This window comes from Sporolactobacillus sp. KGMB 08714 (assembly GCF_036598985.1).
In the GTDB taxonomy this organism is placed as follows: domain Bacteria; phylum Bacillota; class Bacilli; order Bacillales; family Sporolactobacillaceae; genus Sporolactobacillus.
Genome location: NZ_JAUUBW010000001.1, coordinates 124,042 through 146,344, shown reverse-complemented (window position 1 = coordinate 146,344; position 22,303 = coordinate 124,042). Strand labels below are relative to the sequence as shown.

The window sequence follows — 22,303 nt, the reverse complement described above, 5'->3', positions numbered from 1 at the left end:
GATGAACAGACATTTTTTCAGCGATACGAGCGTGATGCTTGGCCGTTCCATGCGCCATATTTTCCGCAGTATGGACACCATCATCACGGTTGCCATTATGCCGATCGCAATGATGCTGCTGTTTGTCTATGTGTTCGGCGGAGCGATAAAAACCGGCACGGATAATTACGTGAATTACCTGCTGCCCGGCATCCTGCTGATTGCGATTGCCACCGGCATATCCTACACGGCTGTCCGCCTGGTCATGGATAAACAGCGGGGCATTTTCGAACGCTTCTACTCGATGCCGATCGCGCGTTCCTCCGTGCTGTGGGGGCATGTGCTGACTTCGCTGGTCTCAAACGCCCTTTCGGTTATCATCATCATTCTTGTAGCTTTGATTATGGGCTTTCGTTCGTCGGCGGGGATATTACCATGGCTGGCCGTGGCAGGTATCCTCGCACTGGTTACGCTGGCCCTGACCTGGATCGCCGTGATTCCCGGACTGACCGCAAAATCGGTGGACGGTGCGAGCGCCTTTTCCTATCCGCTTATCTTCCTGCCGTTCATCAGTTCGGCGTTTGTGCCCACCTCGTCCATGCCCGGACCGATCTGCGCCTTCGCCGAAAACCAGCCGGTCACCGCAATCGTCAATGCAATACGTTCCCTGCTTGCCCGGCAGCCTGTCGGCAACGACATCTGGACTGCGCTCGCCTGGTGTTTGGGCATTCTTGTTGTTGCCTACGTTTTCGCCATGCTGGTCTATAAACGTAAAGCAGTATGAAGATGGTTATACGAACCTGATAGCTCCGATTAGGTATTTCCCTACTGACGGGTACGTCTGCCGGAAGATACGTCGCCGCCCTCCCTTCGAAACGGCGGCGTATTTCGCTTTCCATCCCTCTCTCCCTCATCCGGCTTGCTAAGAAAAAGTGCAAAAGAGATGTGCGCGGCCACAGGCTCCCGCGCCGCAGAATCCTATACCCTATAACTATCTCTTCTATAAAAAAGATCACGTATCGTTAATCTCTTCTTTTTCATGTTCATCAAATGTCACTAGGCAAATGATGAAGATACATATTCAGAGCATCATCATTTTTCAATAACGCATTGACCGTGTTGGGATGAGGATGGCTGTAAATGACCGGATAGTCTTTCTCTCCTAAACGGTCGTGAACTGAAAAAGCAAGAATCTCACGGTCCGTCGAAAATTGTGCGTCAATTCCTTTTTTATTTTCCCGAGCGTCCAGACGAATCCATTTGTGCAATTGCCTGATGAAAATGGCATTTAGAGCGTGAAGACAATATCCCTTTTCAGGAGTATCAAAAAGCATCAGTCTCTGATAGCAAAAACCCGCCGGTATGCCTTGAGATCTTAGTCATGCAGCCAACAAACGAGACTTTGCATAACAGATTCCCTCTTTCCATTTAAGAACATCCGATGCCATGCAGGTGACACGCGTATGCTGTATATCCCAGGAATGGTGGATGCAGTCGCGGACAAATTCAAAAGCTGTCTTTGATTTCTCCAGATCAGATTGTCCCTGTCCGAATAATTTTCTTCCTGCATTAATAATTGAAGGATGGGAACAGTCAATAATGTCCGTTTCCTGTAAATAGTCCTTCAAAAAGGGGGATTCCGGAATTAGCTTCACAAGAGGCGCCTCCCTCCGTCACTGCCATCTTTTCCCGGTTTGTTTTTTTGATCATACCCGGAAGTATAAAACAGATCAAATATATGGCCAAATCAATACGAGCAAGCAAACATGGCCACTGCTCGATAAGATTCACTTAGCATCCATCGCTTTGATTAAGTTTATTAGATCGAGAGGCTGGTTCACCGTCATTTGATTGTGAAATTTCGTCCGGTCGTAGCCGTATCCATAATCCACTAAGATGACATTTTGGATATGTGTGTCCTGCGCAGAAAGCAGATCAGCCGTTCGATCGCCTATGACAATCGCCTCATCCGGAGCCACATCAAATGTTTTTAAAACATGACTGAATTTTTCAGACTTATCAATGGCGCTGTTTCCCTCAACCAGCGCAAAATATTTCCTTATACCTTCGTTTTCCAGATTCTTTGTCACTTCATGGGTGTAATTCGAAGAAACAAGAACTAAGCGGTAGTCATGACTCGCCCAGGATAAGACTTCCCTAATCCCCTGAAAAAGTTGCGGTGTTTTTTTCTCCAATTCTTCTTTGAAAATTTTGACAGCCCTGTTTTGATTCTCATCGACGATACCAAGATGTCTGTAGCATTCCCGAAAATCATCCGTATATATTTTTTTAAACGCATCGATTGTAGCTGGCATCACTACATTGAGTTTCTTTCCGATTGTCAGATAAATATCATAGACGGCAGACAAAGAATCGACGATCACACCGTCGTAGTCAAAAATAATCAGTTTAATCATGAAAATGACCTTCTTATGATGTCCTGTACTCTCAATGAACTGCCTCGAATCGCCATTTGAAAATTAAAACGACACATTGATTTGCAATACCAATGAATGTCACAGGCGACAGCAAAAAAGCAGTCTCTTTCCGATGACTCTGTTAAATTCCTTTGTATTTATTATACCAATAAGCGTCATACGCGAATATGCCGAAATTGTCCTTCGGTTCTTATATTTTTCAGATTTTATCGCAAGATCTCCCGCAAAAATTAAGAGACTCATTCATTTTTTTCATAAAAGAAATCACCTCATAATTATGTGGCAGTTTTCTGTTTTGGAACCTATCATTTTTTTAAAGAATACGCACGCATAGCCTTGTTATCTATAATAAATTGTATGTGCTGGATAAAGTCAAATCTCAAAATCCCGTCAATGTTCATTCCATAATCTATACTCCCAACTTCTGCCTGAAATTTTTTCAGGCAGACCCCTTCAAAACAAACCGCAGCAAAAATCTTAGTATAAACATACTCAACCCCTCTTACTGTGTCCACGACAGCATCCGCTTCAGGGGTACTCCTAACCTTTCAACTCTATGCGCATTAAAAATTGTTCCGGCAGGCCCTGTATCTAACAATACTTCTTCGAGTTTCCGGATCTTGCATCGAAATTGGACGTTCCTGATTTTCTCAAAGTTATTTCTCTTTCATCAATTTTTCAATTATTTTCAACGCAAATCTCGCATTTGGGTAAGTAATCGAACCTCCGCCAATAACACCAATTTTTATTGCTTCCATGATCTCATCAAAAGTGGCTTCGGCGTTCATCGAAGTTTCCAGATGATAAAGAATACACTCATTACAGCGGGTAGCCACCGAAATCGCTAGGCCCATTAACTCTTTGTTCTTTTTACTTATTGCTCCTTCAGCGTAAGCTTTTTCATCCAAAGTACTAAATTCTTTAAAAAAAGAATCTGCTTCGATTAATTTTTTATTGTAGGTCTGACGTTGTTTTTTCAACTGTTCCGCGGTCATCGATATCTCTCCTCGCGACGATTTTTTGAGTGGTGCCTGGATCAGACACTAACTTCACCTTTCGCCAATTATCCATTAAATTCAGCCAAATCCTTGCACTTTTTTTATTTTGTGAAAAATTTATCTTAACGAGCACTTACATATGGCTGGGATTACAAACTATTTGGGTGCCGTTTACTGCCTGAGAATTCACTCTGTTCGGTTCAGGCTGTACAAACAATAACTGCTCCGTTCTCATCATATAGGGCAATAACCTTACCAATCCCTCTGCCGGCTCCCGATATTGCTTCTTTTCCTTTAGACCGCATAGTCCCTGTACGTATTCGTGTGCATTATCTTCTTCAGCGTAGTTTCTACTTCCGACCAAGCCTTTTGGATAATACCAGTTGTTCTCCGTGAATGCCCGTGACCCTTCGGCCGGTGTCAGCAAACCCGTGATGCAGATAAAGCTTCTGAGCCGCAACATTCGCATGATTCACGCCCAGTACAACCTCATCTGTATTAGGGAAATGCTCTTTTACAAATACATCAAGCAGAGCGATCGTCCGTCTTCCATATCCTTTTCCCTGAAAACGGCTGTCAATCGAAAAGGTGCGGAGAAGAAGCGCTTTGCGATTATTTGTGTATTTTTTCGCACCTGCCCGGCCATGCAGAACAAAAAAACCGACAACCGTTTCCCCGTCTAAAACCAGAATCGCATACCGATCGGATTCCCTTTTACATGTTTCAACGGCCTCTTGAGGAGAACCGGTAAAATGCAGCTCTTTTATGACATACCGTCGGACAGCCTCGCTGTATTCATCTGAGTAAAAAGCCAAACTAATTTTTGATGGATCCATTTTATTAAAATGCTTCCTTCCCGACCTCCGGGATCTCTTTGAAAGGTGTTCCGCTGTGTCCTTAAACAGCAGAAGTACAAAAAGCCTCTGTCGTTCGCTGCCCTTCCCTTTTTTCGGCAGCAAAAAAGGAAGACCGGCGCACAGCAACCCCCGTTTTCTCCGTCATAACCGCGTGACCGTCATTCAAACAAAACCTTTTGAGATAACATCCCGGCTTAAACTGACTTTGATTTATCAATAGATTCCCAATACCCGCCCGGCAATGATACTAAATTCCATTTCTATTTCTCTCTGCTGCCGTTCTCCGACCCTTACTCCGGATCGATTCAGTCATATCAAAAAGGAAGGCCCGAATTGCCTTCCTTTTTGAACAGCTCTTATTAATTAGGCCTCAGAGACTGGTCGACAGTCCGGCTTTCTTTATTTCTCTGGAAATAAGATAGCCTTCGCTCTTCAGCAGTTCCGCCGTGAGCAGCCCGCCGCCAGCCGCTCCTCTCAGCGTATTGTGAGACAGACAGACGAATTTATAGTCAAAGATTGTGTCTTCGCGCAGTCTGCCGATCGTGATTCCCATGCCGTTTTCAAAATCTCTGTCCAGATTTGTCTGGGGCCGATCGTCTTCGGTCATGTATTTCAGGAACTGCCGGGGGGCAGTCGGCAGCTTCAATTCCTGCGGTTTTCCGCTGTATGACGCCCACCGCTCAAGAATCTGTTCTTTTGTCGGTTTATGTTTAAAAGTGACAAAAACCGTCGCCAGATGGCCGTCTGAGACCGGAACGCGGATACATTGAGTGCTGATTCTTGGAGAAGAGGCATTCACAATGCCGTCGCCCTCAATTCTTCCCCATATCTTCATCGGTTCCTTTTCACTCTTCTCTTCTTCCCCGCTTATAAAAGGAATGACATTGTCATTCATTTCCGGCCAGTCTTTGAACGTTTTTCCGGCACCGGAAATGGCCTGATAAGTGCTGACAATCACATCGGTCGGTTCAAACTCTTTCAATGCGTGCAGCGGCGGGACATAGCTCTGAATCGAGCAGTTCGGTTTCACGGCGATAAAACCGTATTTTGTGCCCAGACGTTTTTTCTGACTTTCAATGATTCTCAAATGATCGCTGTTGATTTCCGGAATCACCATCGGGACATCCGGAGTCAGCCGATGGGCAGAATTATTCGAGATTACGGGAACTTCCGCTTTCGCATACTGTTCCTCCAGTTCCCTTATTTCAGCCTTAGGCATATCAACCGCACAAAAGACAAAATCCACTTCTTTGCTGATTTCATCGACTTCATGAACATCTTTCACCCGAATAGTCTTCACGGAATCCGGTATGGGGATATTCAGCTTCCATCGATTCTTAACCGCTTCTTCATATGTCCTGCCGGCGGACCGGGGACTTGCCGCTATGGCCGCCACTTCAAAAAAAGGATGGTTTTCGAGCAGGGTGATGAATCTCTGTCCGACAAAGCCCGTTCCCCCAAGAATTCCAACCTTCAGTTTGTCATCCATACTTCCCACCCTCTTTATAAAATTAAAGTTATTATACTACAGATTCAACCGAAAAGCAGGAAATTATCGAACGTCCGTCCGATCCGGATTCCTGCACGCCCGTTTCCCCGGCCGGGTCACTTCTGGAAAATCTCGAAAAAAGATATCTCTTGCCGCGCCGCGGTCATTAAGGTTTCTTTTCCTTCATTATAAAATAGATACACGGATTATAGAAGGCAATGCTTTGAATCCGCGGAGTCAAAAGATCCGGCAGCAATGACAGCGATCGATCCATTGAAAAACCGGCAAAAGATGCCGGGCCGTAAATTGGCAGCGCTACAGCCCGCAGATGCGGGATCCTGCTTTGACTAAATCGCGGAAACGGCCCTCTGCAAGACAGCGACGTCCGACTGACTGAAAATAACAGGGGCCAAAAGTGCCTCAATGCAATTTTATTGCTGTAAAAGATATTTGTGCACGGACGGACAACCTATTTTGGAGGGCGGCAATATTTTTTGCGAACGGTGATAGGTTGTGCCGGGCAGATTTTTTGCGGACAACAACATGTTCTGCAGGAAAGCAGGCAGTTTTTTTACTGATATTGCCGGTTTTTATGTATCTCACAAATATCAGCCAGCATAGAGAGCTCGGCCGTGGCTTTTATCGACCGCAGCAGGCCGTTTATCGGTCGTTAGATCCGGTTTATCGGTCGTTGCCGGGAATTTATCGGTCGTCGCGCCAGGTTTATCGGTCGTTAGATGCTGTTTTTCGGTCGTCACTGGTTTTATTGGCCGTCGCACCCAGTTTATCGGTCGTCGCGAAAGTTTAGCGATCGCAGACACGCTCTCCGTCTTTCGAGAGACTGACAGTCCCAGGAAAAGTCGATCATCATCTGACGGCCCTGCAGGAAGGCGTAAAAGTATATCCCACATCCATTTACTATGCTGCCGGACTCAAACCGGAACATCCGCAGATCCTGCTTGGCTTTGCCGGTTTAAACGGCGATGAAATCGGAGAAGGAATCAGGCGCCTCTCCCTGGCATGGAAAAAGTGACCGCAACTTTTTTTAACGGAAAATAATCTCACGTTTCTTGTATAAAAATAGAATCGATTGGTCCGATGCATCTGTCATGTGATTTTTTTAAATTTGAAGTTTCCATTTTATAGTGATGATTTAATCAGCTGCTTCTAAGGATCGATTACTTTTTTTCTTAACAGCAAAAAAGTAGAAAATCCCGCCGATCATCCAAAGCGGTTCCCAAAAAGCCAACCTCCAGAAAGTAGCATATTCTCCTAGTGCAAAGTTTAAGAAGCCGGCAGCACTTAAAGATATTGTTGTAAAATTGAGCAGACCGTATAAAAACAGCAGCAGCCCGGAAAACCTGGTTATTAAATAAAGAACTTTCCGAATGGCAGGATTCCGCCATTTAATCAGCAGCAGCATAAGCAGGAGAGCCCCGAACAATTTTATGACTCCCGTTGTCCAAATCATTGCTGTAAAACCCGGGGTCGGATGCAATGCCAGTCTATAAATGGAGCCGCCAAGCGACCTGGCGCCGATCATTCCCCCCGATGCCCAATAAAAGCTTATCCCGGCAAAAATAACGGTCCAGATCACACCGGCGTATAAAAATCGGCCATCCGTTTGTATTTTCATCCCGACTCCCTCTGCCCGGCGGTACATTTTTTTCCTAAATGGGACAACCATTCGCGTTATTCCCGCCGCTTGCCGTTGATTCTGCTATCTGAGTTCAGATTATTCACGCTTATTGATTTCCGGACCTTACTGATGATTTTCTGCCATTTACTGCTGACAGCTGCTGGCGGTTTTTTGCGCTTTACTGGCGACTGTCCGCCTGCCCGCGCTTATAAACAACCTGAAAGGTCTCGCAGACGACCGGAATTTTGTCGTTGAATGTCTGCCCGACCCCTTCCAATTCCTTTTTGAAGAAGGCTCGGTGAACCTGGCGCCAATACGTTAACGTGCGGTTTCCTTCGCCTTCGAGATAAGCGTGTTCTTCAGTCACTTCATCGAATGGAACGACGCTCACATCTGTTGTCCTGACAATAGCCACAGCCTTTTCTTCTCCGTCCAAAATGATGTTGTACAGGCCGGCAAGCGGCAATGGAGCATTTTCCAGACGATATAATTTGTAATTGGATGCCGTCGCTGTCTTTGTACCGTTTAAGACCAAGCCGGCAAGATGATCGGCCGTCTGCCTTGAATCGCCGAAAGCCCAGGCTTCACAGCTCTCAGGTATATCCGGATTTATTTTCCGATAGTCCGCCCATAATTGGGCAGCCGAATCATTTTCCATTTTGTTTCCCAGCTTCCCGATTTCGATCGGCGGAATTCAGACACTCCTATTATCTAAGGCATTTACCGGAACGGGATTCAGGCTTTTACAAGATCCGCCACCGCCTGAATGAATGCCTCCATTTCTTCATCGGAACCGATGCTGACACGCAAATAATTCGAGATCCGCGGCTGGTGGAAATAGCGGACAAGAATGCCTTTTTCCCGCAGTTGATGGAATAAAGCCTCGGCGTCATACTGCGGATGCGTTATAAAAATAAAATTGGCCTCGGAAGGAATCACTTTGAAGCCCATTTCGGACAGCTTCTCTATCGTATGCTCCCGTGTCCGGATGATATGTTCCGCCGTGCGCTTGTAATACTCGGCATCTTCTACGGCCGCCTTTGCACCTGCCAACGCCAGACGGTCAATCGTATAAGAATTGATCGAATTTTTCAGCCGATTGAGCCCTTGAATCAGTTCGGGAGCGCCGAAAGCAAAACCGACGCGCAGGCCCGCAAGCGCCCCGAACTTGGAAAGAGTCTGAACGACCAATAAATTGGGATATTCCTTGACGAGCGGAACGACGGACTCTCCGCCGAAATTGACATAAGCCTCGTCAATGATCACGACGCGGTCGGGATCCGCTTCGATAATTTTCCGGATCGATTCAATGGAAATCCCCTGCGCAGTCGGCGCATTCGGATTCGGAATAATCACGCCGCCGCTCGGTTCGCAAAAAGCCGCAACGGGCATTTTAAAGGAATCGTCCAGCGGAATCACGTCTGCCTGCAGCAGGCAAAGATTGGCATACACTTTATAAAAGCTGTAAGTAATATCGGCAAACATGACCGGGCGGTCGGGCGAGAAGAAAGTCATAAAACTGAAAGCGAGCACTTCGTCCGATCCATTGCCGATAAATATATTTTCACTGGATAAGCCGAAACGTTCCGCCAGCGCCGCTCTCAAATCAGCCGCTTCGGGATCCGGATACAGGCGCAGGCTGTCATCAACCGCCGCTTTTATCGCCGCAAGCACTCCCGGCGAGGGCGGGTATGGATTTTCATTCGTATTCAGTTTTATATAGCGTTTATCCTTGGGCTGTTCGCCCGGAACATAGGGCTCCAGCTTATGTACTCGTTCATTCCAATATTTACTCATCGCGCACCTCACTCACGGCCCATCAACGGCCTGATTTTTCCGGGCAAACAGGTGACGCCGGCAAACAGCGAAACGATCTTCGTTCTGCTCTGCCGCATCGATTCACTCGAAAATTCTACAATCCGATCATATCATTTGAGCGGCCAAAAATCATCAGAATGAATGAATTCTCGTGACAAGTTCCCTGTCTGAGCTTTTCGAATGGTCTTATAGGCACCGCGTCAAAAATTTTCCATTCACATCTGCCGGAAGCGATAATCGTTGAAATGAATGGAGCAATTTTATAAAATAAAACATAAAAGACACATTTTCTTCGGCAATTTGTAAAATGTTTGACAAATTTAGGGTTCATTGACTTATAATCCATTTACAAAGGTATTTTGCACTGGAATAGGATGGTGATCATCATGGCCGAGCTGAAGACAGAAAAACCGGCTCAATGGATGATAAAGATGGCCCTGCTGTACCAAGTATTCAAGGAGCACGCCGATCATCAGAACGCGGATAAATTGCGGGACTGGTATAAAAAATTAACAATTGATTCAAACGTATCGCTGGCCTTTTGCGGCCACTTTTCGGCGGGAAAATCGAGCCTGCTTAACAGGATCATGAACAGCCGGCTTTTGCCGTCCAGTCCGATCCCGACGAGCGGCAATCTGGTCCGGATCACTTCGGGCGCGCCCTCGGTCCGGATCGAAACGCATGCCGGCGAAACAGTCATTCTGCCGGAGCACTATCCGCTGGAGAAACTTCATGACTTATTGAGAGATTCGGACTCGATCAAGAGGATTGACATACAGGTGGATCACGGCCTTCCGCAGGGGGTTGAATGGCTGGACACGCCGGGAGTCGATTCAACCGATGAACGGCACCGCCGGGCAACAAACGAGGCGCTTCATCTTGTCGATGCCGTCTTTTATGTGACCGACTATAATCACGTGCTCTCCAATTTTAACTTTAATTTTATGAGAACATTGGCGCAGCTTGGGAAACCCTATTATCTTATTGTCAATCAGATCGACAAGCATCGTGATCAGGAAGGAACATTCGCCTCTTTTAAGGCTCAAATTGAAAACGCTTTATACGGCTGGCAGCTTCATCCCGAAAAAATATTTTATCTGTCCCTCATCAGAGAAGATCTGCCGGAGAATGACTTAAACAGTTTTCTAAAGTTTCTTAATGAAACGATGAGGAACGGAGTGAAAACCGCTGCCGGGCAGGAAACGATTCTGCAGGGATTACGGACATTGACGGAGCAGCACCGCCATTTTCTCGATCAGCAGTTCAGTCAATTTTTAAAACAAAAATCGATCGATGCGCCTCCTGATGAAGACGCTCCGCAGCAATTAAGCGCCGATATAACAGGCCTGCAATCCGAAACCGCGCGTCTGGCCGAACAGGAACGCTCCTGGCTGCCTTCTGCAGAAGAAAAGCTTTCAAGAGCCATTCAATCGGCCATTTTAATGCCTTTTGATGTACGCGAGGCCGCCCAGTTTTATCTTGCTTCTCTCGACCGCCAATTTAAAACAGGGCTCTTTACAAATCGGAAGAAAATTGAAAAAGAACGTGAACGGCGGCATAATTTTTTCCTTGAACGCTTTCAGAAACAGGAACAGACATTGGAGTGGGCGGTCAAGGATACGCTGGTCCGAATCGGCAGAGACATGGATATGATCAGCGCGACGGATATCGGTCCTTTTTCCGGGCTGTCGAAAGACGATCTGCAGCGAAGCATGACTGATCCGCTCTCTGCGGGCGTGGAAACAAACAGCGCCTATCTCCTTCATTTTGCGGATAAAGTAGCTGACCTGACCAAACAAAAAATGAGGAAAAAAGCGATGGCTGTCATCCGCGATCTGGAACCTCTGATACGTGAGCGCAGCCGGGAGAAAACGGCTCCCCTTAAACGGCTGATTGCGGAAAAAGAGGAAAAGCTGCAAATGATGCAGGCGGTCCTGTCAAAAAAGCGTGAACTGCAATCCGCCTGCCGGCAGCTGGCTGCTGTCTTTTCCGATGAACGTCCGTCTTCCGATCCGGCTGAAGCGATTCAGTATCTTGCACAGGAGATTGCAAAGAATGAGAGCCGTCATCAGGAGCTGACCCTTGGCGACTACCGGCAAAAATATCGGATTCCGGCAGCAGGCGCGCAGGCGGAAAAACCTGAAAACAAAACCGGCAATGAACGCGAAAACAATAAACATACCGATCAGGCTGTCAAGGACGGAATCAGCAATGAACAGGACAATCAGGAAACCGGATTTTCGGGAACCGAATGGTATCGGCGGCTGACACAGGCGGCTGCTATGCTGCAGCCGCTCGACGGGTTCCGTGAAGCCGCGGACGATTTAGTCCGGTCTGCCGGGCGATTAAAACAGCAGACATTCACCATCGCTCTGTTCGGGGCTTTCAGTGCCGGAAAATCGTCCTTTGCCAACGCACTGTTTGGCGAAGCGATCTTGCCCGTTTCGCCGAATCCGACAACGGCCGTAATCAATGAAATCAGAAAACCGACAGCCGGCCATCCGAACGGTTCGGCCGTCGTGCAGATAAAAAGCGAACAGACCTTATTGGACGAAATCAATCAGTCGCTGACTGTTTTCGACAGGCAGATCACTGTGCCCTCCGATTTGAAAACCCTTCTCCCCATTATAGAAAGCGGTCATCCGAGCACCGCAGAATATCCGCATGCCGCGCTGCTTCATACGCTTTCCGATGCTATCGAACATTTTGGAAAAAAATGGGGCGGAGTTTATGAAACGACGCTTTCCGAATCCCGGCGGATGGTCGCCGACGAAACAATCGCCTGTCTGATCGAACGTGTGACCATGTATTATGATTGTCCGTTCACAAGGCGGGGCAATATTCTGGTCGACACGCCCGGGGCAAGCTCCATTCATGCCCGGCACACAGAAGTTGCTTTTCATTACATTAAAAATGCCGACGCCATCCTTTTCCTGACCTATTTTAATCATGCTTTTTCACGTTCGGACCAGGAATTTCTGATTCAGCTTGGCCGAGTGAAAGGTACATTTTCACTGGATAAAATGTTTTTTATCATCAACGCGATCGACCTTGCCCGGACCGACCGGGAAGAGAAAGATGTGACCGCCTATGTGAAAGGACGCCTGCAGATGTTTGGCATCCGCTATCCAAGGCTGTACGGTGTATCAAGCGAGCTGGCCCTGCAGGAACAAAAGAGCGAAGGCTCAAAACGGAGCCATGCAGCATCCGGCATGACGGTATTTCTCGATGACTGGAAGGCTTTTGCCGATCAGAAGCTGATGATGCAAGTCGCTCAATCAGGATTGAAGGTCATTCAGCAGTCGGCTGAGAGAATCGCCCGCCTGCTGGGCGACATGCGGCTGGAAGGGGCGGCAAAAAATGAACGGATCCGTGAACTCATGCAGATGAAGCGGACTGTCGGCCAATCATTAAGAGAGATACCGATCAGGGACAGAACGCCGGAAATCAATCAGCATATTGACGAATGGTTTTTTTACGTGAAAAAGCGTCTGATTCAGAGATACATCGATGAATTTTCGCAGTTTTTTGAACCGGCCGGTGCGAATAAAACTTTTCTCAATGAAGGATTGAAAAATTGCATCGAATTTCTGTCGTTTGATCTCGATCAGGAATGCCGGGCCTCCTTTTTACGCATCGAAGCGCTGCTGAAAAAGGAATGGTCGGGGATTTATGAGCAGTGTGAGCGGGTGAGCGCCGGCCTGATCGGAAATGCAGGCATTGCCGCGAGCGAACCGGCCTTCAGCAGCCCGGTTTTTTCCGAACACCTGAAAGACATGGGCACTGCTCCGCTCACCGCTGTTTTTAAATTTTATAAAAACCCAAAACAGTTCTTTGAAAAAGGCGGCAAAAGCCTGATGAGAGATAAACTGCAGGAACTGCTCGATCCGCATCTGGCAGACATCATCGGAATTTACAGCGAACACTGCAAAGCACATTACCTGCCGCAGTTTTACGAAAAAGCGGCCGGGCTGACCGAAATGTTTCATCAACAAACGGATCAGGCTGCCGACAGCCATATCAAAATGCTTCAGGATAATTATCCGTCAATGTTTGATTCTCTCTATCGGATTCATAAAGATTTAACCGATTTAATCACAGGATAGGAAAAACGCCGGGCAGAGACAACGGACGATCCCGGCTTTAGATTCCTTCAGTTAATCAACAACCTGGGTCAATCTCCGATAGAGGTGAACTGACCTAAGAGAAGAGGCAGCGTTTTCAAACGCCGCCTCTTCTCCGTTCATGAGATGAATATTATTTTTTTATTTCCCAGTAGCAACGTTTCGGTGAAACGATCTTTTCCTCTTTTTTCAGTTTCGTCATCACTTTATTGACTTCTTTTTTATCAATCCCTGTGGCTTCCGCAACCTTTCCTGCATTCGCCGGTGTATCGGCGCTCTCGAAAAATTTAAGCACGGCTTCATAATTTTCCATTGCACGTCGTCTCCTTTTTATTGTCATGATAGGCTCAAATGACGCAGTCGAAACATTCCCCTATTGATTAAATTTATTATAGACGATTCGCTGACTCTGAAATTTGGAGAAATCGGCACTTTTTAAAAAAGCAACGCATCGCTATTCCCATAGTAAAAAAGTTCTTTGCCTGACATTAAAAAAATGCTGGAAAAGTACGAACGGTGACATTTATGAGGCGATCGTCTTTTGAACAGCAGCTGTAACGTTTTCCGCGACGAACGGACAACTTGCCAAAGCCCTCTCCGGCAGACCCTTCATTCTCTACTTCATTATAAAACAATATGGAATATATTTGAAAAGGTTTTTGAATCTGTGGATAAATGACGGAACGGTCTTTTCAGGAAACAAACCATTATTTTTTTAATATGTCCGCATTTTTCCTTTTAAAGAATGCGTCTTCTCGCTATTGTGAGCAACCGATTCCGTGATGGGACAGCCATTCTCTCGGCCAAAGCAAAAAGTTTCACAGAATAGACACATAGTGTTAACATAATAGACGTAATGTTAAGCGCTTGCAAAAAACAGATCGGAGGGAACAAACATGATGCAAAACATTGCAATAATTGGTTCAGGTGTGATGGGACGAGGAATAGCCCAATCTTTCGCCGTCGGCGGTTATTCTGTGACGATAAATGATATAAAAACTGCTTTTCTGGAAAAAGCCAGACAGAATATTGAGGACAATCTGTCCTTGATGGTAGAGGCCGGCCAGCTGACGAACGATCAGAAAAAGGAAGCCGCATCGCGGATCTCTTACTCCATTGATCAGAAGGATTCAGTCAGCGATGCGGATTTGATCATTGAAGCCATCCCGGAAGATATCAATATGAAATGGAATCTTTATCAGAACCTGGAACAGATTAAGAAACCTGAAGCCGTCGTTTCGTCTAATACATCTACCTTCCCGATTTCCAAATTGACGGAGAAAACATCTTTCGACGGGCGATTTATCATTACCCACTTTTTTAATCCCGCTCATTTAGTTCCGCTCGTTGAGATCGTTAAAAAAGACGAAACGGATCCGGAAGTGGCCGACGAGGTGATCAATCTGTTAAAGCAGATCGGCAAATCTCCGATTCTGCTAAAGAAAGAGATCAACGGCTTTATTGCGAACAGACTCCAGACAGCTCTCGTTCGGGAGGCATTTTCGCTTGTCGACAAAGGAATAGCGAGTGCGGAAGATGTAGACAAAGCCATTACTGACGGCCCGGGATTCCGCTGGGCATTTGTCGGACCGATCCGGACTGCCGAGTTCGGCGGCCTGGACACTTGGAAACATGTTATTGACAATATTGCTCCGGAACTGGATAAAAGTGAAGGTGCTCCGGAAATCATTAACAGACTGGTCGCCGAAGGCAAACTCGGAACCAAGACAGGAGAAGGCTTATTTACTTACAGCGGCAACGAAGTGCAGGAAGCTCTGAACCAGCGGGATCGTCAATTCGTGCAGCTGGGTCAAATCAAGCAGTCTGCGCGACTCGAACCTGCTTCCGAAAATTAATCATTTTCAGAGAAAAATCGATTCGCACAGGCGGAAAACCGCCTAAACTGTTAAATTGCGTGCAGCAATAGTCCTGCGGACAGCCACGTGTTGGAGCAAACAGCTATGTCAGAGGCCGGGCGGCAGTATTTCCCGCAATGCTCCTCATTCTATGAATCGGATCGAGCAGAAGGCGCATCGTTCATGGTTCAGCCGGTCTCCCTGCCAGACCGGTCCGCGCAACGTTCAATGCCCGCTGCCGCCGTGCCGGATACACGCAAAAAACGTTCATCTGAATAAACTCAGATGAACGTTTTTTTTCGCTGAATCCGGTGTTAATAAACAACAACCGGCTCGTTCTGCGTTAGATTGTCGTATACGGATTTCATTATGCCCGGAGGCGTGTTGACGCAGCCGCCCGACCCATCCGTAAGATAGGCGCTGTTTGCCCAGTTTTTCCGCCATGAAGCGTCATGGAAGCCCACCCCGCCGTCCGTGAACTGGGCCCAGTAGGAAACCTTGACCGAGTAATGGGCAGAACCGGCCTCGCTGCCCTTAAGCGTCGACGGCGATTGCTTATACATGACGTACCAGACGCCGGTCGGCGTATCCTGGTGGACATCGTGCCTGCCGGTCACAACCGGAGTCGTGACCACCAATTGACCGTTTTTATAAATCCAGATACGCTGTTCCCGGATCGACACCTCCGCATAGGTCGTGCCGATGCCGTTATTCGTCGTCGTATGATAGCCGACGCCGAAAGTATTATAACCGATCCCGTAAACATTGTCAGCTTTCAGCGATTTTTCTCCGTTTTCAAAGGCATTCTCTATAAGCGCCGTTTCCCGGCCGGCATCCAGTGCCCAGCCGTAAGTCTGTCCTTTGACCGAAATGACTGAACCCGAATGCGTCTTAAATATGTAACTCTTATCCAGTGTCGATTGGGTGCGATTAATCGCTGCGATCTGATTCTGAATGCCGGTCGGGTTTATTGTGATCTTCATATCTTTTGACACCGTTGCGTACTGGATTAATTTGTTCGCTGCTAAAGAATAAGTCTTGTTCTGTACCTGGTAATTTACCGTTTGCTGAAGGAGCTTCTGCAGTCTTTGCTTCTCATTCTTCACGATCCGGCTGTTTTCCTTAATAGGCTGCAAAAGTACGGGCTGCAAATGAATCTCGCTTCTGTATTCCTGACTGTCATAATTCTTTAATAGTTTAGCAATGTCATATTGTTTGCCCGCTTCGCTCCCCGAAACGGCGATCCGGCCATGATCCAAATAGGCCTGGGCGTCTTTGGGCGCCTTTAAACGCTGATTCAATGATTTCAGTTTCACTTCGACTTCTTTCTTCAGCGTCCGGGTCCGATATTGATCCGTGCGTCCGGGCACCGCCGAATAATTTTCCGTCTGAGACGAAGGCCACCACGTCCGCTGCTTTCCTAATAAACTCTTGATCTTAGAAAGATCCTGATTCGAAAATTCCGATTTTGTACTCTTTCCATTGAATATCAAGGTCTGGCCGACGTACACTTGGTTTTTTAAATCCATGGTTCTTAATTTCTTTAACGCCTGATCGGCGGTCAGTCCGCCCACTTTCGTTCCGTTGATGGTAATCCGGGCATTGAAATGGGTCGCCTGATAAATGCCGATGCCAGCGAACAGTAGAACAATAACAAGGATAAGACTGCTGATGATTATGATGCCAATCTTTCGGTTCGTTGTCATTTTTCACCTCAAACGACTTGATCATCAACGCATTTTAAAAAAATGTTTGATGTCAATTTAGTCATCCATACCATATGAATCGGTATTTTCGACATTTTATTACATTTATTGCATTTTGGTAAATAAGAATTTTCATTAACCAATATACACTTTATTCTAAAGGATTGCGAAAAATACGTTATTTTTACATAGGGCCCCGGCGGACATGTTACATTTTGATCATTCGATGATTCCGGCGCAAAACATGAAAGAACAGCTAATGGTACCGATGAAAATAGACCGTCAAACTAAAAATCTTTACGGATGCAGATCTTCAGGCATCCTGTTGCCATCTTCCGGGGAATCCGTAGTAAGGCAAGACTTTACGTTTCTTCAAAAATTGTTACCCATGCGGAACGGAACCGTCTTTACATCCACGTACAGAATGTTTAAACGGGAGCCGCATGACACACTGCTCTCGCCCGAAATTCCTGTTTCGTAAGCATTTAGCAAATTCTGTACAGGCATACTTAAAAGGATCTTCCCCGAACATCCGGGAAGATCCTTTTAAGTATGGCAGCGGAAACTGAACCGGATTCAGAGATCCGGCGAAAAGCGGCTTCCATAAATCAGCTGAAATGGAATATGACCGGAAAGGCAAATGCGACAACAGCCATCCAAATAACGTAAACATACAGATAGGCGGTTTGCCATTTTTCGAGCCGGCTAAAATCAATCTTTTTGGCAAAATAGCGAAGATACAGCCAGGCAAGGCCTCCGAGATTCACGAGCAAGGTCAGATTTTCACCGAGCGCCGCGATTTTATTCGGTGTGATGCCGAACGCCGACAATCGGAAAAGGATGGCCGACAACGCGACGCCGTCGATCATCAGAGCCACGAGAATCAGAGCCAGATTCAAATAGTCAAACAGCCTGTTATTATCGTGTACGTTCCGGGCCGAAATGACATAGAGAACCAGTCCGAGCACTAACACAAGCATGAGATCAAATCCGATGAGAAAATTTCTGTCAACAAAGGGACTCTGTCCTGAGAGGACCATAACGATCAGAAAAGCGATCATGATGATCAGAAACAGAGGGCTGAAAATTTTTGCCAGAATCGGAGCAAAATTTTCGACAATGCTTTTTTTATATTCGACGAGATACACCGTGATCATCGCCGTTGCACATCCCCCGTACACAGCAAGATACTGCTGAATGAAACCAGTAAGATCAATTTGAATCGCCTGGAAAATCATCTCGGTGAAGACGGCCAGAACAACAACCCCGCAGAAAATTAAGGTTCCGTAAACGACCGCTTCGCCGGTGAAACGGATGAAATCCATTCTTCTTCCGCTTTGTCTCCATGCTGCCCCCATATAAGCGGCACCCGTGATCAGCCATAAAAATATGGGAAGGTGAATGCCGGTCAGCAGTTCCGTATTTTGGGGATAATAGGACGGATAGAGGTTGACTGTCAGAGCGGACAGACAGAATATCCCGAGAACGGCTGCAGCCACTTTCCAGCCTGACCAATGTCTGATAAGGAAAAAAATCGCAATGAACGGCAGAAGAAACAATCCAAGATTTTTAAAATAAAACAGCTGATAGACCGGATCAAACAGTCTCAGGCCGAACCAGCCGGGCATTTCGATCAGTGTACCGGCCAGTAACGAAAAAATAATGACTAACACAATATCTTTTCGATTCCCGCCCGCGCCGTATGCGTGATCCGGATCGGCAAATAAATGTTTCCATAGGTTTTCTGAATTTACTTTTGAATATTCCTGAGAAATCGTATTGACGTTTCCCAGACGCTTAACACCGATCAAAAAAGATTCATCCTGTGAGAGACCGGTCTTCATCAGATCATCGATCTCATCGCGCAGATGATTTTCCAATTCGAGTATATCCGTTTCTTTAAAATTCCCGCGCGCCCGCAGATAATCGCTCCAGGAACGGATATTCCATTCCAGATCAAACATACCGAGTCCTCCCTTATTCCTGATTGGGCTTCCGCCAAGTTTTCGAGAGTGCGGAGTGAACCATATTCCACTGCTTTTTTTGCAGCTCCAGCTCTTTCAGCCCGCCGTCTTTTATTGTGTAATATTTGCGCCGGCGCCCCGTTTCCGAACTCTTCCAGTACGATTGAATGAAATTTTGATCTTCGAGCCGGTGCAGGACGGGATACAGCATCCCCTCCGACCAGACCAGTTCATTTTCTGACAGCTCTTTAACCCTTTTGATAATGGAATAGCCGTAACTGTCGCCTTGCCGCAATATGGCCAAAATTAAGGGGACAGCGGAAGCAGCGATTAAATCCTTGGATACATTCATAAACCCCTCCGATATACCTAGAAGTCTTATGCATCTAAACTATACATAACACTTCTAGGCATGTCAAGCAAAAAAAATATGCTATTTCCGCAATCCGGCCCGGCTGCACAATGAAAAAAAGCCCCTTTTTAGAACGGGGGCACTGAAAAAGCCGGGAGGAAACGATGCCGGCTATCGCCGGAACGCCATTCCTCATTTCTCCCTATCATGATGAAACTCTCGACAATCTTAGAAATTTATTCAGCGGCTCCCCTGTTTTTCTTACCCTCCTCTCCCCTCATCGAGCGCCGGGTCACTTGTTTCAGGCCGCTGTTGATCAGGACCAGAATGAAAAGCCAGCCGATCACAATTAAGCCGATCACCTTAAGTATGGAGTCGCCGATACCGGGCAGCGGCATATCCCAAAAGGCATGGAGCAAAATGGGGACGATCATCAGCTTGAGAAATCGTGCTTTGAACAGCAGGCCGATTGTGAAAGGCCTGTTCAGCTTCACAAGAACGAGCGCCGCGCCGGCAATACCCGTCCAGACGGCATGTGTGCCAATACCCGTCCAGGCCCTCGTGACGATAACACTTAAAAAGGTTTCATTGTGCATCGTCTGAAAGGCCCTGAAGGCGTAGCCCGCGGATTCGAACGAGGCAAATCCGGCGCCGATGACCGCGCCGATCAGCAGACCGTTTAATATATATTTGACATTCAGCTGACTGACAAATCCGGCGACAATCAGCAGTTTTCCCAACTCTTCAACCATACCGACGACAAATGCGCTTGTTATGCTGATCCGGTAGACCGGAAAAACCGTATAAAGAACCAGCGTCACGATAATTGAGGCCACACCCCCAAGGAAGAACATCCGGACAACATCAAAGATACTGATGTTTTGGAGTGCGTTTGTTTCAAAAAAGAAAAAGACCAGGGAAAAAGGAACGGCGAAAGAACCGATCAGCATGAGCCCGGGGAGCGCATAGGGATTGCCGAAATCAATCAGGCAGACCCAAAGCATCGCATAAGTCACTAAAAAAATCAGGAAAACCCTTGAAAAAAGCCACGGCCTCGGCCATGCCGAAGAAATGTCCGCTTCCTTTGGCGTTGTAAAAGCGGTGCCGGCGATAAAAATCCGCTCGCTTTCTGCTTTCGTATGGCGCCGGAACACCTGCGAAAACAGATCGCGAAGCTTCAGATCAACCGGACCGCATTCGCCAATCAGCTCATTCACCGGTTCCGTCGCGCGGCTGATCAGACTCCTTGACCGGCGGGAAGTCCTGCGCACGTTCCGCTCCGATGATTGAAGCGGCGTCTCGCACATTCTCAGCCATCGGCTCATGCCCTGAGCGATGACCAGCGTTTTGCCGCCGATCTGCCCTTTTCTTTCCAGAAATTTCATCTCATCTTCCGAAAAAGGCCCCTGCGTCTCCCGACCATCAAAATAATACCAGAGGGAATCCATATTCTTTCACCTCTTCTTTCGCTTTTAAAATCGAGCGGTTCATGTTTTAGTTTGCAACGATATTGTCTGTTTAAACCGCTTAATGTGCGAAAGAAAAGATATAACGAATCATTTACCTGTAAAAAGTTGATCTGAACGATTTTATGCACATAAAATCGGACGTGCAATCGCGGGCTAAACTTTTTTCACAGGACTGTCTTGGCCTTTTAATTTAAGAAACATGACCGAAGCGAAAGTCCCGGCGCTGATCAGCGCAAGACTGGCCAGGTTAAAAAAGAAATGAATCGGAAGAACCTGAGCCAGTGCACCTGATACAAATGAGGCCAGGATCGCCGACATGGACATAAGTGACGTGACCGATGCAAATATTCTCCCGCGCGTTTCGGGCGGCGTCTCTACCTGCAAAAGCGTTCTGTAACCTACCATCTGCATCGTCGTAAAAAGTCCGGTGATCAGCAAAGCGGGAAGCAGAATAAACAGCCGATCAGCATTGAAACCGATCATAAATGAAAGTCCCACCCCTAAAAGCCCCCACGCAAACATGTTTTCATAAGAGATGTAACGTTTCACCCAACCCATCATCAAGCCGGTAATAACCATGCCTGCCCCTTGTGAAGCTTCAGCATAACCAAGAACGGACTGATTCCCATGTAGAACAACAGAGATAGAAACGACAATTAATGCGTCAATAATGCCTTGGGAAATCATAAACATCATGACTGTTATACAAAGCACACGTATTTTTTGAAACTTTACCATGACGGCCAGACCGTCCTTAAATTCCATCCAAACAGTGTGATGCTGACGGTTGCCAACTTTACTTTGATTATTAACAGAGCCGGTAATAAAAAAAATGCAAAGCGCAGAAATGAGATAAGAACCTATATCAATGAGAAGAATGGACTGAAATCCGATCCATACAGCCAGGCCGCCGGCCAGTATCGGTCCGAGAATCTGGGCAATCGATTCAATCATGGAACTGAAACCATTCGCTTCAACCAACTCTTCTTTTCTTACTAATTGCGGAATAAACGACTGCTTGGCCGGATTAAAGAAGCGGTTGCAGGAAGATTCCAGCAGGCTGCCTAACCAAAGCAGCCAAATCCAGCGAACCGATGTCACGTAAAAACCCGGCAGAAGGACAAGAGCGCTGCTGAGATTCGCTATCCACATCGTTCTTTTCAAATTCCACCGATCAACAAATACCCCTGCTATCGGACCCACAAAGAACATGGGCAGCGCTCGCGTAACATAAGTGAGCGCTGTCGCCAGCGGAGATCCGGAAAGCTGGTAAACATAAAAAGGAAGGGCAATAGTCAAACCAAAGTCTCCCAGTTGAGAAATCAGCTGCCCAATAAACAGCAGTGAGAAATTTCGATTTTGAAGGAGTTTTATCATTTAAACAATACCCTTCCCTCCTTTAATTTTGTTCAGAAATTTCTAATTCCGTAAATTATACACCATTACAAGCCAATCCCAAATAGCAGCCAATGAATCAGTTTGATTTTCAAAATAAATCTTAGTGTAAAGTAAACGCCGATAAAAGTGCTGTTTGCTCTAAGACATCGAATCAGCGTCCTGAAATGAACTCAGACCGCCCTGCTTTTGTTTTTCTTCCAATCTCATGTACTGGAG

At 46.7% G+C, this 22,303-nt stretch carries 17 protein-coding genes and 1 pseudogene; 3 read left to right on the top strand and 15 right to left on the bottom strand.

Annotated features, from left to right (window positions below; translation table 11 throughout):
* Nucleotide 1: 1 nt before the first annotated feature.
* Nucleotides 2–763, top strand: coding sequence for an ABC transporter permease (locus tag Q6A92_RS00670; protein ID WP_332236704.1), 762 nt, complete (start codon nucleotides 2–4; stop codon nucleotides 761–763).
* A 262-nt stretch (nucleotides 764–1,025) separates the two neighbouring features.
* Here the strand turns inward: Q6A92_RS00670 and Q6A92_RS00665 are convergent.
* From Q6A92_RS00665 to hisC, 9 genes and pseudogenes are all read right to left on the bottom strand, one after another.
* Nucleotides 1,026–1,634 (bottom strand): annotated as a pseudogene (locus Q6A92_RS00665) (transglutaminase-like domain-containing protein).
* Between the two features lie 132 nt (nucleotides 1,635–1,766).
* Nucleotides 1,767–2,396, bottom strand: coding sequence for an HAD family hydrolase (locus Q6A92_RS00660; protein ID WP_332236703.1), 630 nt, complete (start codon nucleotides 2,394–2,396; stop codon nucleotides 1,767–1,769).
* A 326-nt stretch (nucleotides 2,397–2,722) separates the two neighbouring features.
* Nucleotides 2,723–2,932, bottom strand: a complete 210-nt coding sequence (locus Q6A92_RS00655) for a hypothetical protein (RefSeq protein ID WP_274400061.1) — start codon at nucleotides 2,930–2,932, stop codon at nucleotides 2,723–2,725.
* Nucleotides 2,933–3,073: 141 nt separating this feature from the next.
* A complete protein-coding gene (locus tag Q6A92_RS00650; RefSeq protein WP_332236702.1) occupies nucleotides 3,074–3,412 on the bottom strand; it encodes a carboxymuconolactone decarboxylase family protein in 339 nt (112 codons plus the stop codon).
* 353 nt (nucleotides 3,413–3,765) lie between these two features.
* Nucleotides 3,766–4,251 carry a GNAT family N-acetyltransferase gene (locus Q6A92_RS00645; RefSeq protein ID WP_332236701.1) on the bottom strand — a complete coding sequence of 162 codons (486 nt, stop codon included), beginning with the start codon at nucleotides 4,249–4,251 and terminating at the stop codon, nucleotides 3,766–3,768.
* A gap of 391 nt (nucleotides 4,252–4,642) precedes the next feature.
* A complete protein-coding gene (asd, locus tag Q6A92_RS00640) occupies nucleotides 4,643–5,761 on the bottom strand; it encodes an aspartate-semialdehyde dehydrogenase (RefSeq protein ID WP_332236700.1) in 1,119 nt (372 codons plus the stop codon).
* Between the two features lie 1,153 nt (nucleotides 5,762–6,914).
* Nucleotides 6,915–7,397 (bottom strand): DUF3995 domain-containing protein, encoded by a 483-nt coding sequence (locus Q6A92_RS00635; protein ID WP_332236699.1) that lies wholly within the window; start codon nucleotides 7,395–7,397, stop codon nucleotides 6,915–6,917.
* 181 nt (nucleotides 7,398–7,578) lie between these two features.
* A complete protein-coding gene (locus Q6A92_RS00630; protein ID WP_332236698.1) occupies nucleotides 7,579–8,058 on the bottom strand; it encodes an ASCH domain-containing protein in 480 nt (159 codons plus the stop codon).
* Nucleotides 8,059–8,135: 77 nt separating this feature from the next.
* Complete coding sequence (hisC, locus tag Q6A92_RS00625; RefSeq protein WP_332236697.1) at nucleotides 8,136–9,197, bottom strand: histidinol-phosphate transaminase; 1,062 nt, start codon at nucleotides 9,195–9,197, stop codon at nucleotides 8,136–8,138.
* Nucleotides 9,198–9,604: 407 nt separating this feature from the next.
* Here hisC and Q6A92_RS00620 point away from each other — a divergent pair, with 407 nt between their 5' ends.
* On the top strand, nucleotides 9,605–13,324 hold the full coding sequence (locus tag Q6A92_RS00620) for a dynamin family protein (protein ID WP_332236696.1): 3,720 nt from the start codon (nucleotides 9,605–9,607) through the stop codon (nucleotides 13,322–13,324).
* Between the two features lie 151 nt (nucleotides 13,325–13,475).
* Here the strand turns inward: Q6A92_RS00620 and Q6A92_RS00615 are convergent, their stop codons facing one another.
* A complete protein-coding gene (locus tag Q6A92_RS00615) occupies nucleotides 13,476–13,655 on the bottom strand; it encodes a MarR family transcriptional regulator (protein WP_274400046.1) in 180 nt (59 codons plus the stop codon).
* A gap of 583 nt (nucleotides 13,656–14,238) precedes the next feature.
* On the opposite strand from Q6A92_RS00615, the gene Q6A92_RS00610 reads away from it, so the two are divergent.
* The gene (locus tag Q6A92_RS00610) at nucleotides 14,239–15,198 is read left to right on the top strand and encodes a 3-hydroxyacyl-CoA dehydrogenase family protein (protein WP_332236695.1); all 960 of its coding nucleotides are present in this window, start codon (nucleotides 14,239–14,241) and stop codon (nucleotides 15,196–15,198) included.
* A gap of 314 nt (nucleotides 15,199–15,512) precedes the next feature.
* Here Q6A92_RS00610 and Q6A92_RS00605 read toward each other — a convergent pair whose 3' ends face one another.
* The 5 genes from Q6A92_RS00605 to Q6A92_RS00585 all read right to left on the bottom strand — a co-directional run bounded on the left by Q6A92_RS00605 (nucleotide 15,513) and on the right by Q6A92_RS00585 (nucleotide 22,066).
* The gene (locus Q6A92_RS00605) at nucleotides 15,513–16,904 is read right to left on the bottom strand and encodes a L,D-transpeptidase (RefSeq protein ID WP_332236693.1); all 1,392 of its coding nucleotides are present in this window, start codon (nucleotides 16,902–16,904) and stop codon (nucleotides 15,513–15,515) included.
* 608 nt (nucleotides 16,905–17,512) lie between these two features.
* Nucleotides 17,513–18,868: a permease prefix domain 1-containing protein gene (locus tag Q6A92_RS00600; protein ID WP_332236692.1), complete on the bottom strand. Its 1,356-nt coding sequence runs from the start codon at nucleotides 18,866–18,868 to the stop codon at nucleotides 17,513–17,515.
* A 13-nt stretch (nucleotides 18,869–18,881) separates the two neighbouring features.
* Complete coding sequence (locus tag Q6A92_RS00595) at nucleotides 18,882–19,220, bottom strand: PadR family transcriptional regulator (RefSeq protein WP_274400042.1); 339 nt, start codon at nucleotides 19,218–19,220, stop codon at nucleotides 18,882–18,884.
* A 236-nt stretch (nucleotides 19,221–19,456) separates the two neighbouring features.
* Entirely contained in the window at nucleotides 19,457–20,668 is a 1,212-nt protein-coding gene (locus Q6A92_RS00590; RefSeq protein WP_332236691.1) for a PrsW family glutamic-type intramembrane protease, read from the bottom strand.
* 174 nt (nucleotides 20,669–20,842) lie between these two features.
* Nucleotides 20,843–22,066 carry an MFS transporter gene (locus Q6A92_RS00585; protein WP_332236690.1) on the bottom strand — a complete coding sequence of 408 codons (1,224 nt, stop codon included), beginning with the start codon at nucleotides 22,064–22,066 and terminating at the stop codon, nucleotides 20,843–20,845.
* Nucleotides 22,067–22,303 lie beyond the last annotated feature (237 nt).

Coding starts and splice junctions, on each gene's coding strand:
- Q6A92_RS00670 (WP_332236704.1), top strand. CDS start 2: ATGAACAGACATTTTTTCAGCGATACGAGCGTGATGCTTGGCCGTTCC.
- Q6A92_RS00660 (WP_332236703.1), bottom strand. CDS start 2,396: ATGATTAAACTGATTATTTTTGACTACGACGGTGTGATCGTCGATTCT.
- Q6A92_RS00650 (WP_332236702.1), bottom strand. CDS start 3,412: ATGACCGCGGAACAGTTGAAAAAACAACGTCAGACCTACAATAAAAAA.
- Q6A92_RS00645 (WP_332236701.1), bottom strand. CDS start 4,251: ATGGATCCATCAAAAATTAGTTTGGCTTTTTACTCAGATGAATACAGC.
- asd (WP_332236700.1), bottom strand. CDS start 5,761: ATGGATGACAAACTGAAGGTTGGAATTCTTGGGGGAACGGGCTTTGTC.
- Q6A92_RS00635 (WP_332236699.1), bottom strand. CDS start 7,397: ATGAAAATACAAACGGATGGCCGATTTTTATACGCCGGTGTGATCTGG.
- Q6A92_RS00630 (WP_332236698.1), bottom strand. CDS start 8,058: ATGGAAAATGATTCGGCTGCCCAATTATGGGCGGACTATCGGAAAATA.
- hisC (WP_332236697.1), bottom strand. CDS start 9,197: ATGAGTAAATATTGGAATGAACGAGTACATAAGCTGGAGCCCTATGTT.
- Q6A92_RS00620 (WP_332236696.1), top strand. CDS start 9,605: ATGGCCGAGCTGAAGACAGAAAAACCGGCTCAATGGATGATAAAGATG.
- Q6A92_RS00615 (WP_274400046.1), bottom strand. CDS start 13,655: ATGGAAAATTATGAAGCCGTGCTTAAATTTTTCGAGAGCGCCGATACA.
- Q6A92_RS00610 (WP_332236695.1), top strand. CDS start 14,239: ATGATGCAAAACATTGCAATAATTGGTTCAGGTGTGATGGGACGAGGA.
- Q6A92_RS00605 (WP_332236693.1), bottom strand. CDS start 16,904: ATGACAACGAACCGAAAGATTGGCATCATAATCATCAGCAGTCTTATC.
- Q6A92_RS00600 (WP_332236692.1), bottom strand. CDS start 18,868: ATGTTTGATCTGGAATGGAATATCCGTTCCTGGAGCGATTATCTGCGG.
- Q6A92_RS00595 (WP_274400042.1), bottom strand. CDS start 19,220: ATGAATGTATCCAAGGATTTAATCGCTGCTTCCGCTGTCCCCTTAATT.
- Q6A92_RS00590 (WP_332236691.1), bottom strand. CDS start 20,668: ATGGATTCCCTCTGGTATTATTTTGATGGTCGGGAGACGCAGGGGCCT.
- Q6A92_RS00585 (WP_332236690.1), bottom strand. CDS start 22,066: ATGATAAAACTCCTTCAAAATCGAAATTTCTCACTGCTGTTTATTGGG.